The sequence below is a fragment of the Levilactobacillus parabrevis ATCC 53295 genome, from assembly GCF_001434055.1.
Taxonomy (GTDB): domain Bacteria; phylum Bacillota; class Bacilli; order Lactobacillales; family Lactobacillaceae; genus Levilactobacillus; species Levilactobacillus parabrevis.
On sequence record NZ_AZCZ01000016.1, the window covers coordinates 1 to 13,409 of the forward strand.

General features: G+C 50.2%; 15 protein-coding genes. 3 read left to right on the top strand and 12 right to left on the bottom strand.

Features of this window, described 5'->3' with window-relative positions; all coding sequences use genetic code 11:
- Positions 1-192: 192 nt before the first annotated feature.
- From FD07_RS05615 to mutY, 4 genes are all read right to left on the bottom strand, one after another.
- The gene (locus FD07_RS05615; protein WP_011668621.1) at positions 193-396 is read right to left on the bottom strand and encodes a cold-shock protein; all 204 of its coding nucleotides are present in this window, start codon (positions 394-396) and stop codon (positions 193-195) included.
- Positions 397-589: 193 nt separating this feature from the next.
- Positions 590-1,198, bottom strand: a complete 609-nt coding sequence (locus FD07_RS05620; protein ID WP_020089380.1) for an alpha/beta hydrolase — start codon at positions 1,196-1,198, stop codon at positions 590-592.
- Positions 1,199-1,209: 11 nt separating this feature from the next.
- Complete coding sequence (locus FD07_RS05625) at positions 1,210-1,530, bottom strand: hypothetical protein (protein ID WP_020089381.1); 321 nt, start codon at positions 1,528-1,530, stop codon at positions 1,210-1,212.
- A 77-nt stretch (positions 1,531-1,607) separates the two neighbouring features.
- Complete coding sequence (gene mutY / locus FD07_RS05630) at positions 1,608-2,735, bottom strand: A/G-specific adenine glycosylase (RefSeq protein ID WP_020089382.1); 1,128 nt, start codon at positions 2,733-2,735, stop codon at positions 1,608-1,610.
- 349 nt (positions 2,736-3,084) lie between these two features.
- Here mutY and FD07_RS05635 point away from each other — a divergent pair, with 349 nt between their 5' ends.
- On the top strand, positions 3,085-4,635 hold the full coding sequence (locus tag FD07_RS05635) for a peptide ABC transporter substrate-binding protein (RefSeq protein ID WP_020089383.1): 1,551 nt from the start codon (positions 3,085-3,087) through the stop codon (positions 4,633-4,635).
- 35 nt (positions 4,636-4,670) lie between these two features.
- Here FD07_RS05635 and FD07_RS05640 read toward each other — a convergent pair whose 3' ends face one another.
- Together FD07_RS05640 and FD07_RS05645 are read right to left on the bottom strand one after the other, a co-directional pair.
- Positions 4,671-4,985 carry a DUF7671 family protein gene (locus tag FD07_RS05640; protein WP_020089384.1) on the bottom strand — a complete coding sequence of 105 codons (315 nt, stop codon included), beginning with the start codon at positions 4,983-4,985 and terminating at the stop codon, positions 4,671-4,673.
- A gap of 1 nt (position 4,986) precedes the next feature.
- On the bottom strand, positions 4,987-6,021 hold the full coding sequence (locus tag FD07_RS05645; protein ID WP_020089385.1) for a lipoate--protein ligase family protein: 1,035 nt from the start codon (positions 6,019-6,021) through the stop codon (positions 4,987-4,989).
- Positions 6,022-6,518: 497 nt separating this feature from the next.
- On the opposite strand from FD07_RS05645, the gene FD07_RS05655 reads away from it, so the two are divergent.
- Both FD07_RS05655 and FD07_RS05660 read left to right on the top strand, forming a co-directional pair.
- The gene (locus tag FD07_RS05655; protein ID WP_020089387.1) at positions 6,519-6,902 is read left to right on the top strand and encodes a glycine cleavage system protein H; all 384 of its coding nucleotides are present in this window, start codon (positions 6,519-6,521) and stop codon (positions 6,900-6,902) included.
- 272 nt (positions 6,903-7,174) lie between these two features.
- Entirely contained in the window at positions 7,175-7,390 is a 216-nt protein-coding gene (locus FD07_RS05660; protein WP_020089388.1) for a P8 family protein, read from the top strand.
- 60 nt (positions 7,391-7,450) lie between these two features.
- Here the strand turns inward: FD07_RS05660 and FD07_RS05665 are convergent, their stop codons facing one another.
- The 6 genes from FD07_RS05665 to FD07_RS05690 all read right to left on the bottom strand — a co-directional run bounded on the left by FD07_RS05665 (position 7,451) and on the right by FD07_RS05690 (position 13,053).
- The gene (locus FD07_RS05665; protein WP_020089389.1) at positions 7,451-8,074 is read right to left on the bottom strand and encodes a histidine phosphatase family protein; all 624 of its coding nucleotides are present in this window, start codon (positions 8,072-8,074) and stop codon (positions 7,451-7,453) included.
- 23 nt (positions 8,075-8,097) lie between these two features.
- On the bottom strand, positions 8,098-9,069 hold the full coding sequence (locus FD07_RS05670; protein WP_020089390.1) for a DMT family transporter: 972 nt from the start codon (positions 9,067-9,069) through the stop codon (positions 8,098-8,100).
- A 158-nt stretch (positions 9,070-9,227) separates the two neighbouring features.
- On the bottom strand, positions 9,228-9,872 hold the full coding sequence (locus FD07_RS05675; RefSeq protein ID WP_191980178.1) for a methionine ABC transporter permease: 645 nt from the start codon (positions 9,870-9,872) through the stop codon (positions 9,228-9,230).
- Between the two features lie 39 nt (positions 9,873-9,911).
- Positions 9,912-10,973: a methionine ABC transporter ATP-binding protein gene (locus FD07_RS05680; protein ID WP_020089392.1), complete on the bottom strand. Its 1,062-nt coding sequence runs from the start codon at positions 10,971-10,973 to the stop codon at positions 9,912-9,914.
- Between the two features lie 201 nt (positions 10,974-11,174).
- A complete protein-coding gene (locus FD07_RS05685) occupies positions 11,175-11,990 on the bottom strand; it encodes a MetQ/NlpA family ABC transporter substrate-binding protein (protein ID WP_020089393.1) in 816 nt (271 codons plus the stop codon).
- 514 nt (positions 11,991-12,504) lie between these two features.
- The gene (locus FD07_RS05690; protein WP_020089394.1) at positions 12,505-13,053 is read right to left on the bottom strand and encodes a DNA-3-methyladenine glycosylase I; all 549 of its coding nucleotides are present in this window, start codon (positions 13,051-13,053) and stop codon (positions 12,505-12,507) included.
- Positions 13,054-13,409 lie beyond the last annotated feature (356 nt).

A 13,409-nucleotide genomic window follows, 5' to 3' on the forward strand; every position in this document is an offset into this window, starting at 1 on the left:
ATGGATACCTCCCCTGTAGATTGGGCTAAGTATACCATGTTTAGTCTCTTTTGGGGGAACGTATGTTTCAAAAAAGATTATTAAATCCTGGCATTCATCCCGCGATCAAAATCGCAGGTTTTCTGCTTAGTTTATAATAAAAAAACACCAACCGAAGTTGGTGTTTTTTGCGACTCAGTTTAGGCTAATAAATTAGTCGACAACTGATACGTTAGCAGCTTGTGGGCCACGGTCGCCTTGTTCTACATCAAGGGAAACGTGTTGGCCTTCTTCAAGCGTCTTGAAGCCTTCGCTGTTGATAGCGGAGAAGTGAACGAAAACGTCTGAGCCGTTTTCCAAAGTGATGAAGCCGTAACCTTTATCAGCGTTGAACCATTTAACAGTACCTTGTTCCATAAGAATGAAACCTCCATGCGCATAGCGCAATAATATTTGCATTTGAAAGCTGGGGTAAAAAGGAGCCATTCTTATAAGAACGTCGAGCCTTTAAAACTTCCGAACCATAAATACATTAACCATAGGATAACAGGTATTTCCCAGAATAGCAAATGCAAACTCCGATATTTTTAAACTATTTTGCAATAAGTCCCTAATTATTTTCCGATAACCATTCTTTCGCGGCCAAAACCTCTTGGGGGGTCAGCATGTGACTCCCCCCGGTTTGGTAAACGGTCGTCGTCGCCCCACTTTTGCGACAATCCGCCGCAACTTGTTCAACGGTTGCAACCGACACTAACGGGTCGCGCTGCCCGGCAGAGAGCCATACCTGGTAGTCCGTGAGCTGCTCATTTTGTGGCACGGCCAACCACAGTGGATGAAACAACAGGGCCCGTTTCCCGGGCAAAATTCCGGTTCGAATCGCGTAGGCAGCAATCGCCGCACCGTTAGAATACCCCACCGTAATCAGCTGATTCACATCCCAATGATGGTGCGTACAAATTATTTTTATTTTTTCGCATAGCCACGTTGATTCGGTCATAAGTTGCTGTGGATCGACCGGACCCGCAGCCGTCTGCTGAAAATATTGGCGTTGCGCACCGACACCACTACGACCGGCAATCGTAATTAGCGGACTCTGTGGGGCTAATCGGCGGCCAAAGTTCAACATTTCTGTATTTGTGCCCCCGGTCCCTTGCAGCAACAACACCGGCGGCTCAGTATTGGCCCCCGGTGCCGTTTCAATTAAATCATCAGTCAAGACTTCGCCTCCTAGCGCCGAACAATCAGCTCAATCTGACCCTTCTGCGGGGCGAAGTTAAGCCCATCACACGGTTCGCTTAGAATCTTACCGTACTCGGCTAAAACGTCGTCAGGCAGCGGTGTGTGCGTCTTCAGCTGGGTAATTAAGTTTGCGGCTGAGTTGACATCCGCTAACGAAACAAATAATAAGGCATTATCAATTAAGTCTCGCAACAAGTCCGTCAATAAGCTATTGGGCTTACCCTGAGCGTTGGTTACCACAACCTGGTGGCTCTCTACTTCCTGGTGATTTACTGAAACTGTTTTTAAGACATCAAAAATTGTTGACACGACCAGTCACTCCCTCGCGAATCCGTTTTCAGTTTAACTAGATGATACAGCAAATTACGGCCGACGGAAACTAATTCTCATTCAAATAACGGTAAATCTTGCTGCTTAGCAAAGCGTGCCATCATTTTTTCCTGAACCTTAGGCAAAGGTAGCGCCGCAATCTCCGCCGCCGGTACCCATTTTCCAGGTAGAAACTCGAGCGACGGCACGGTTGGTAAGTCTGCCGTCAAAAGTTTCACGTGCCAGCGTTGGTGCGTATAGGTGTGACTGACCGGTTGCCCACCAACTACGGCCAGATCGACCGGAATCTGATAGTCATTGGCCCACCGCCGTGTAATCTCGGCCACGTCATCTGCGAGCGTTGCGTCCGAATTTTCCGGATGCAGATCTGCCTGCAACACCAGTGGAAAGCTCCAGTATCCGGTCAGCATTTCCTGTGCGCCACGTTGAACCATCAGATAACCCGCTGGTGAATGGATCACGAGGCCATAGTACGGCATCAATTTGGGCCGTGGGGCCTTGGTCTTCACTGGAAAGTCCAACACCCGTCCCGCACGATAAGAAGCATCGAACGCCTTGACCGGTGAGTGTTCTGGGTCAGGATTCTTAGCCGTCATGTAGCTCGACCCCAGATCCATAATGGCTTGATTAAAGGCTCCCGGGCGCTGCGGATCAACAATGGGTTGAATGATCTCTGTAAAACGCTGCCGGGTCTTGGGCTTGGCAATATCGTCATCGATCATGAGTAGCCGAGCAAACACCCGAAAGGCGTTGCCATCCACCGCCGGTACGACCTGATCAAAGGCGATGCTGGCAATCGCGCTGGCCGTGTAGGGGCCGATTCCCACCAAGTCTTCCAACTCGGCGGCTGTCTGGGGCCATTGTCCGTGGTAGTCATCGACCAGCTGCCGGGCCGCTCGCTGTAAGTTTCGAGCACGTGAATAGTAACCCAAGCCTTGCCAAGCCTTCAGTAGCGTGGCTTCCTCGGCAGTCGCCAAATCTTCAATCGTTGGAAAGGTCGCTAGAAAGTTCTGATAGTAGGGAATCACCGTATTGACCTGAGTCTGTTGGAGCATAACCTCGCTAATCCAAGTGTGGTACGGATTGCGACCGTGTCGCCAGGGTAAGTCTCGCCCCTCATCGTCATACCAGGCCAATAATGTTTTCCGAAAGTCGCGGACCGTTGCCGCTGACCATTTTTCCATAGTGTCCCTCCATCCTCGTTTTCCCTATTCTAGCGAATCCCACGCCTCCTCACAAGCCTGCCCCACAACTAAGCCTTGACGTGCCAGTCTTGCTCCCCTATTATCAGGGAAGAATATTGATTTGGTATTGATTCGTCTGCGGTGGTCAGGAATTCTGTGAGCCCTCACCTTCATAGGTCTTAGACCATTGCCAATAATCACTTACATAATAGAGAAACCAAATCGGTTAACAATCGGAGGAAACATCGTGAAACGTTGGGGAATACTTCTTATTATAGCGATCTGCAGCGTCCTAAGTGGCTGCACAATCAGTCATGAGACGGACACGCCCAGTGACAGCAAGGGGGTCATGTCCCAGAATCAGGTCTTAAACCTCGCTTCCCACCATCCCCTAGCCACCCTGGACACGGATAAACTTACCCAGTTTGGGCGGCTCAACAATACGATTGAAGGGCTTTACCAAGCGACTGGCAACAACGACACTGAACTCGCCCTTGCAAAAAAGGTCAAAATCAGCAACGACAAAACGACCTATACCTTTACCCTCTGGAAAGATTCCTACTGGAGTAACGGCGATGTCATCACCGCCCCTGACTTCGTCTTCTCCTGGCGGCGAGCTCTAATGCCAACAACCAAGGCACCCGAAGCCGATCTCTTCGATGGGATTAAGAACGCCCGCCAAATTCTCGACGGCGAGTTACCAGCAAGCCGACTGGGCGTCACGGCTCCCAGCAAATTCAAGCTAGTCGTGCACCTCGATCATCCCATGGCAGAGCTGCCACAGCGGCTAGCCTACCCCCTCTTCGGCCCACAGAATCAGCGTATCGCCAAAAAGTACGGTAAACTTTATGCCACGAAGCCGCGCTACCAAGTCTATGCGGGGCCCTTCATGGTCGCCAATCACGGTAGCTCAATTCAACGTTGGCACATGATTTCCAACCCCCATTATTGGGATCGCAAGCACGTCTACCTCACCCGGATCAACGTGGTGACCTACAAGTCAGAAGCGGCGGCCTGGGACGCCTACGATCACGGTCGCTTAGACGAGATGCGCATCCTTGGAAAGTCCGATGTTAAATACTACGAAAAGCAGGCCGACTATACTGCCCGGCCCTACTCTAAAATGGTACTCCTCAATTATCGTCAAACCGGAAAGAATTCTAAGGTCAATCGCCTGCTCCAACAAAAGCTTACCCGGCTAGCCATTTCACACGCCGTCAACCGCAAGCACCTGGTCAAGCAGGCTTACGGCAACACCTCACTGACCGCTCAGGGGGTCGTCCCAGCCGGTCTGAGTCGTGGCCTCAAGGGCACCGCCGACTTTGCCGCGGCACAACCCGAACAAGAGACACTTGCTTACAGCCCTAAGACCGCCAAGGCGGAGTGGCAGACTGCCAGTAAACGAGCCGGCGTGACTCACATGAACCTATCGCTCGGCTACCTGGCCGATACCAATAGCCCCGCAGTAGTTAAGGCTCTCAAACACCAGTTGGAGGCCACCTTGCCCGGTCTCACAATTACCCTTAAAAAACGCATGCCAGCGCTTAATGCGCGTGCAGTTCCCGTGACATCTGATCTCACCTTAACGACGCAACGGGCCCAGTACGCCGATCCATTAGCGATTCTATCCCTGTTCACCAGCAACAATAGCGCCAACGTGGGTCACTGGTCCAGCAAGGCCTACGACCAACTGATCGACCAGGCCAGCAACGCCCCTACCTTCAATTCTAAGCGGTGGCAGACACTACTGGATGCCGAGGGCTTGCTGATGCGCGACCAGGGGATTACGCCACTCCTACAGCCTGCTAGCACCTACTTAGTCACTCCCAAACTCAATGGGGTCCTCTACAACACGATTGGCACGCAGTCCAACTTTAAGAGTGCCTACTTTGTAAAATAGTCAAAGAAAAAATGCGACCTATTTGGCCGCATTTTTTACGCTTTCAATTGTTCCTGAGCAGTTGCCAACACGTCTTCCCCGACAAATTCACTGGTCAGCCGCGCCATCGGAGTATAGCCATGCCGCTCCTTATATGGAACGGGATAGGCCGCCACCACGGCAACTTTCAAGTTATTCTCTGTTAAAAAAATCTGGCCCACACCGCGGTACTTGCCCTTACTGTGTCGGCCCGTACGCCACGAATGGAGCTTGAAGTCCCCATCGGGTTCGCGCTTGATTTCATACTTGCCGGAAGCGTTGGCCGCCACCGGGACCCCGACGTATTGATTCACTTCGTACTTTGCCTTCATGCTATGCCTCTTCTACTAGAATTTTGGTCAATGGCGCGACCGCATCCGCCCCTAATACAGCGGTCACAGCCGGTCGCTGCAAGATTGCCTGAACCGCCGCGGTCGTTGCTGGCTGACCCGTCAGTTGGTCCGTAATGGCCAGCAATTCTGCTGGCGTGCCAACCGTGCCAAATAACGCGACTGAGCGGAGTTCACCAGCATGACGCGTATAGTTCACGTGCAGTTGCCCCGCGGCGAGCGTCAGCCGGTGATAGGCCCGTAAACCCGGATTAGCCCCATAGTTCCAGGCGTCCGTTTGGTACTTCTCCGCCAGCCGCTGATCGATAATCTCCCAATCGTGCGCGGATAGGTGATACGTTTCCACCTCGTCCAATCGGTCGACTTCGAAGATGTGTTGAAGGAGCACCGTCTTAAAATCTTGAATATCCAAGTTCTGATAAGCTGGCGCCAAATATTGCCGCAGATTGGTGATAGGCACGCGGTTGGAAGCCACCCCCCGATGACGCCGCTCACTGACCGGAATCAACGCCTGGTGGGCAGCCGCTACGTTCAGATCATACATGATCGTCCCACCAGCCGCATAGCCATCGCCATTTTTAAACATAGTCATCCCAGAAAACTTCTTATCACCGACAACCAGATTACTCTTCTGGCTGACCGCCAAGTCGGGCACGCCCATGGCCGCCAGCGCTTTTAAGATCGGAGCCGCAAACCCAGCATAGTCCCCAAATTGTGACCCATCTTGAGGATCGCCATTGACGATGTGTTCAAAGATCAAGTTTCGTTCATCGTGATAGACAGCTCCCCCACCAGAGGTCCGCCGTACCAGTTGAACGTCGTGCTTAGCCAAGTAGTGGAAGTCCACCTCGGCCGTGACATTTTGGTTAATCCCAACAATGACGGCCGGGCGATTAACATACATCATCAGGCCGTGACCGGGAAGCTTGAGGTCGTTGACCAGATAATTATCGATGGATTGGTTGACCACGGCATCGGTCACCACTTGGCCTTGCCGGTTCGTATCAATTAGAAACATAGGTGAACCCTCCTTGATTTAATTCCAAATGTTAGATTTAAACTGTCGTCTACGACTGCCAGGGATTCTGCTGCTGTGGGGACCGGTTCAAGCCTAAGAAACGGTCTTGAACCTCGACTTGAAGCCGTCAAAGTCCAGACGTCTCCAAGCTCGTCCCATGACCTAACCTGACAAGAATCGTCAGCTAAGGTCATCGTCACGGCCGTCTCCATTCTGGCCTCCTCCGGCTAAGCTAGTTTCAACCTCCAACTTAACTCAAACGTCAGCGCCGATGACAGACTCATGCTTCACATTTTTCACGACTATGAACCCACCCTAACAATTGACTGGCACTACGGGTACGCAAACCAGCTAATATCCGCCACAATGCCAATGTAATTTTGATTTTAGTTTAGCATATCCCCTTGTCAGCAACAACTTAGGCAAGAACATATTGTCAGCGGTTACAGCATAAGGGTATACTAAAGAACGTAATGAGATTAAGGGAGGAATTTACCATGCCTGAACAACAAAGGCCATCAGTTTGGGAACTATTCAAAAGCTTCTTTCACCCCAAAAAAGCTGAACCAAAAGTAACGACACTCAACGGCGTGTGGTGGGAACAACGGCACGCCATCTACCGCCTGGGGATCACCAGCGATGCCATTCAACAACTCGGTAAGATCAGTTTTGCTGAGCTGCTTGTCGAACCCGATCAGGTACTCGATCAAGACCAAGATATTCTCGAAGTTGAAAGCGATAAGACCGTGCAAAACTTCAAGACACCATTCGAAGGAACCGTCGTGGACGTCAACCACTTTCTCGTTGAGAACCCAGACGCCATCAACTCCAATCGTCAATTGGAAAACTGGGTCTTAGACATTCGAATTGATTTCGATTAATCCAAATGACACCACCTTGAAGGAGGGCGACCGTTAGAATAAACTTCCAATGGTTGCGCCCCTTTTTTAGTCGAACGATAAGGGCCACTACCAACGGCTTGGCATCAAGGTTAACGCCCCCGCTACTAGTGTTGCGGCGGGGCCATTCGAAATCCATTTAGACAAAATATTTACCATTTTCAATTTAAAGGACTACCATGAGAATTGAAGCCGGTGGTACCCATGCCAATCACAGATCCGCTGACCCCAAAATTTTTTTGGAGGTAATGGTTATGGCTGTTGTAGAAAAGACTGCTTTATTGGATGAAAAAATGAACGAAGTATTTGACTGGTCCGACGCAACGTTACCTGTTCGTGACGCTTTGTGGGATCACTTCATGGAATCCAATGGTCACAACACCGATGAAACTGAAGCTTCAATGAAGGAAATCGATGCGAAGTCCGACGCTGATGTTCGGTCTTACGTTGAAGATAACCTCAAGAAGTAACCGGCTGTTTCAACCTAAAAATAACCTCGCCAATTTGGCGGGGTTATTTTTTATCTTATTTTAAGTTAACTGGGGACTCACACTATAGAATTTCAAATAGCGATGACCCGTTGCCGGATCAATCACCATGCGCGTCACACTGGTATTAGTTGGCTCTGGTAACGCAGTGGTTGCCGGAGCCGCCAACATCAACAGCGCGGTCGCCTTGATGGTCAGACCGTGGCTAACCACCAGGATGTGGTCAGCGGGATGATCCACGACCTGTTCGGCCAACCATTGGCCAACCCGGTGCTGAATTGCCAGGTAGGACTCACCACCTATGGACGCCAAGACGTCCGGCAGTGCTTCACCCGTGACCGCATCAAAATCCTGTGGCCGTTGTTCGCTGATTACTGGCAAGCTCTTGCCGGTCCAGTCCCCGTAATCGGCTTCCATCAATCGGTCATCAAACGATGGTGTGAGGGCCATCATGGTTGTGAGGGCTGCCGTCGTTTGGCGCGTCCGATGAAGTGGGCTACTGATCAATTGATCGTAGTGCTCGCCTTGCAGCCACTGGGCGAGATGTTCCGCCTGTTGAAGACCGCGCACCGTTAAGTGAGTGGCCGTCGTATCCAATTGTCCTTGCATGATTTGATCCACGTTGGCTTGAGTCTGCCCGTGGCGTACCCAATCGAAAGTCGTCATTTGTTAGTCACTTCCTACTCGCATTAAAGCTCTTTCACGGTGTTTCGTCGACCCCGTTGGAGTAAATAAATTGCAACGATCACTAAAACTGACCCCAGCACTTCGGCACCCGAGATGGCTAATCCCAGGAAGATGATCGACAGAATAAAAGTCATCACCGGCTGGACGGCATCGACGATACTGATGACATCGGACGGTGCAAAGTGAGTGCTATAGAGAATCAGTGAGAAGGGCACGATGGTTCCAAACACGATGACCGTTGCCATCGAAGCAATCAGCGTTCCTGTCAGTGGGGGCGTGCTGACCCAGACTGGCTGATGCAGGTTGAAGATGATTCCGGCGATAAACGTCCCCCAGCCCAACACGGTAATTGGCGAGTGGCCACCACGCACTAACGGCCGTGGCAGGACCACGTAGCAGGCTGCGGTAATCCCAGAACCAATCCCCCACAATAACGAATCGAACGGAATTGCCAATTGAGATAAGTTCCCACGCGTAATGGCCAGGAAGACCCCAATCATCGCGATGGTAAAGGCAATCAGGTCACTACGCAGTGGGCGATCATGCTTAAATAACAGGCTACCCAGGACGATGAACAGCGGACTCAAGTACTGTAGAATCGTAGCCGCAGCCGCATTCCCCGTCTGTACCGCGATGTAGAAAGTCAACAGGTTCGCGCCCAGCCCAATAACCGCGTAGGCAACTAGCCAGCCGACCTCACGCCAGCTACCGAAGACTGAAAAAGTCTTTTTCCAGCCATACAAGATAAAACTAATCATGAGCAGCACCACCCCAGCGCCTAACGTCCGTGCTGACAAGAACCAATTGGTCGGAATGGATTGCCCCTGTGAAATAAACTGCAAAACTGTTCCGGACACCCCGAACATCGCTGAAGCAATGGTGGCCCAGAAAATACCCTTAATGACGTTCCCCGTCGATACCTCTGAATTTTTCAAACCTGTGAATCCTTTCTCTCTCACACTCACGGCGTGCATTATAATTCTCCAATTTTACCCGATATTCATTAGAATTTGATGGTAAAATGGCGAAAAACGGCGATTGCGGTCAACTTTTTTTCTGCCCCTACTGACACTTCATCCACTAATACAAAAGTGGACGTGACTTCGCAACGCGTCACGTCCACACGCCCTGCTTAAGCCGTGTGATCCACGCGCCGAGCGAGCAAGTCTCCAATTAATTGAATAGCAAACACGATAACTAAGATAATCAGCATAGCCATGACAGTCACATCGGTTTCAAACCGACTGTAGCCGACATTGATTGCTAAGTTACCCAAGCCACCACCCCCGATAGCACCAGCCATCGCGGTCAGGTCGATCAGACTGATCAACGTTAGGACGGAAGAACGGATAATATCCGGCAATCCTTCCTTTAAGTAAACCCGAAAGATAATGGCAATCGGACCGGACCCAACTGACTCAGCAGCTTCGACCACCCCATGGTCAACTTCAGCCAAGGCATTTTGAATCTGACGGGCATAGAACGGTGCGGAACCAATGACCAATGGCACGATGGCTGCGGTCGTCCCAATCGCCGTCCCCACGATGATCCGAGTCAACGGTGCAATCACGGCTAATAAGATAACGAATGGAATCGACCGACACAGGTTGACCAGCTTATCCAAGATGTTATAAACGACACGATTTTCCAAGATACCACCGGGCTGGGTGACAATCAGGCCAATCCCGATAGCCATCCCAATAATCCCCGCAACAATCGCCGTAATGGCAGTCATGTAGAGGGTCTCACCGGTCGCCTGCAGGAAGTCACTCTTCATCGTGACCGCGTTAGGAAAATATTTTGCTAATAAATTCACTTAGGCCACCTCCGAATCGTTAGGGTTCAAGTGGGTAATGTTGATGCCGGCATCCTGACAGTATTGCCAAGCGGCAGCCAACTTATCCGGTTCACCAGACATCACCACAATCAAGTTACCCAGTGGCGTGTCCTGCAGGATTTCAACGTTTCCATATAAGATGTTCGAGACCACACCATACCGCTTATACAACTCGGTAATCAGTGGTGCGTCGGTACTGGCACCCACATACTGCAGCTGAACCAATTGCTGGCTCTCACTGAGGTTAAGGGTCGCTGCTTGCCGGAAAATCTTTTCCAATGCCTGATTGATCTGCGTGGCCGTATTGATAAAGTCCTGGGTCAACGGCTTCTCTGGGCGACTGAAAATCGTGACCAGATCACCCCGTTCAATGATTTCCCCAGCTTCCATGACGGCAACCTTGTTACAGATTTCCTTAACAGCTTCCATTTCATGGGTAATCAGCACAACCGTCAGGCCTAATTCCTTATTCAACCGCTTCAGTAATTCCAAAATGGATGACGTGGTCTTGGGATCCAGTGCGCTGGTTGCTTCATCACTGATCAGGATTTCCGGGTCATTGGCTAAGGCTCTGGCGATAGCAACCCGTTGCTTTTGCCCACCAGAAAGTTGGGCGGGATAATCTTCGGCCTTTTCACTCAGACCTACCAGGTCCAACAGGTGAGCAACCTTCTTCTTCCGTTCATCGCGGGCAAGCCGACCCTTTAAGGGGTAGCCAACATTATCCGCAATCGTCCGGGAAGCCATCAGGTTAAAGTGTTGGAAGATCATCCCAATTTTCGTCCGCGCAGTCCGTAGCTCGCGGGGATTCAAAGCCAAGATGTCCTGACCACTGACCTCTACGGAACCGGCAGTCGGCCGCTGGAGCCGGTTAATCACCCGCACCAACGTACTCTTACCGGCGCCGGAATACCCGACAACCCCGTAGATGTCGCCGCGCTCTACCGTTAGCGAAACCTTTTTAACGGCTTCAACGGTCTGCCCCTTATTATGGAAGGTGACGTCGATATCTTTTAACTGAATAATCGCTTCGTTAGTCAAATCTTCGTTCTCCTTACTCGCCTATGCTGGCAATTTTCTCTCTACTTATATAAGTTAATTTTCCAATGCCATCACCGATAGCGCTCAGGCACCATTGCTGTGAGGATACCATCATCAGCACAGCACGGTGCCCGTCAGTCATCAACGATGTTTAGTTGGTTAGCTTAAATTAACGTGATACCTTTTAAAATGCGCTTCTGTTTACCAAGCTGGAATGGTCAAGCCGTGGTAGTACTTCGTCAACAACTTCTTCGTTGCTTCGGTCTGGTAAGCCTTCACGATCTTCTTGTAGGTCTTGTTGTTCTTGTCAGACTTGTTGGTAGCGATGATGTTGATGTAAGGAATGGAAGCCTTGTTGATCTTTTCCTTAAAGATTGTTTCGTTGTTTGGCAGCTTAGCTTCAGCAGCGAATTCGTTGTTGATAACGGCTCCGGTAGCATCGGTCAATGAACGTGGCGTTTGGGCAGCGTCAACGGCCGTGATCTTCAAGTTCAACTTGTTTTGCGTGATGTTCTTTGGCGTTGGTAATTCAACCTTGGAATCCACCTTGATCAAGCCAGCGGATTGCAGTAAATGTAAGGCCCGGCCTTCATTGGTTGAATCGTTAGGAATGGTGATTTGGTCACCCTTCTTGATGTCAGCAACGTTCTTAACCTTCTTGGAGTATAACCGCAGTGGTGCGCGGACGGTCTTACCGATGGAAACGATATTAGACTTGTGCGCCTTATTCCATTGATCCATGAAGTACGTGTGTTGGAAGGAGTTCAGGTCAATTTCGTGGTTCGTCAACGCAGCGTTAGGCTGGTTGTAATCGGTGAAAGTGACCAATTTGATATTGATACCTTGCTTCTTCAGCTTTGATTGGATGGGTTTCCAGATCTTTTCGTCAGAACCCATGATCCCAACTTTAACGGTTTTGTTGCTGGAACTACTGCTGGACTTACCACAGCCAGCGACGATTAACAGTGGAATCAATAATACCAAGAGCCAACTAAAGCGTTTAAATGATTTCTTCATATGCAATATCCCCTTTTTATAAATAAGTTCTAATTAATTTGATTAAATGTCGCGAGAGAAAACGGTGACCAAAAGAAAAGAGTCCGCTTCTAAATTAATAGAAACGAACTCTGTCGTGGTACCATTCTAATTCAAGTCAGACGTATGCCGACCCCTCATTAACACTCGCCAGCTTACGCCTTAAAGTGCGTGCACGATAATGAGTGCCAAGCATTACCACTTCATCACTAGGACTTAGCGGTACCAATTCATTTCAGGCCATCTTCACCCCGCCGTGGATTACTCGCTTTCAGCAAAACGCGAGCTCTCTTGAAACCATTGACGGTGGTTACTCTCCTGATCACATTGTTTTCAATCGCTTAATTTAATAGCAAGTCTAATGCAACTTTAATCCGGTGTCAAGGAAAACCTTTAATAAATTTATTTATAAAGAGTCCCGTCCCACCGGGCTTTCACCGCCACATCTGCTTTTTAATCGGTTTCAGATAAGCAGAAGCTCTCACGCAAATTTCACTTAATCCGCGATGACTTGCTCCCGCAAGATGCCAGCGGCCAACAGGAACATGTGGGTCACGACCGGACCGACGAAGCTGAACCCCCGCCGCTTTAAATCCTTAGCCACGGCACTACCAATGGGCGACTGATTAGTCAGCTCGTCACGCGTCACTGCCGGCAAAAGATACGGTGTACCATCAACGAAAGCCCACAGATACGTGCTAAAGCTACCAAACTCCGCTTGTACCTTGAGGATGGCCCGCGCATTCCGCAAAACAGCGCGAATCTTACGCTGATTGCCAATCATCTCGGCATCGGCAGCAATCTCCGGAATCGCCAGTTCATCGATCATCGCAGCGACTTTGGGAATTGCCATGCCAGCAAGGACGCGCCTGTAGACCGGTAGCTTGCTAGCCGCCGCCTGCCAGCTCAATCCCACTTGGAACACACCGACCGTGAGTAGTTCGAACAGAACATGGTCATCATGCGTAGGTGTGCCGAAATAATTGTGATACTCCTGTACACCATTTGTGTGCCAGTCTTGGCCGTCGTTTGTACTGATGGTCATGGTCAACCGCCCCCTTTCATTGCTAAATCCATTGTACACGAAGACTAGCTGTGATGCGATTGACTTTGATTGTCGACTACGGCCGCCAGAGATTCCGCCTAAGATAGCTCTCATCCCTCACGACAATGTTCTTCACCAGATGATATCCGTCATGAATTTGCTTAATCTGATCTATCATTTTTCTTTTCTGAACATTTACGTCCCAAAAAAGGCCATTAGCTCTGGCGTTTGGTCCAGAATTAATGGTCTTCACGGGAGATAACTATACGGCGACACTACTCTCTAGTTTGGGGAAATTACCTCAAAACCATCCAGCGCCCACCACTGACGATTTCCTAGAGAACCATGAACCGACA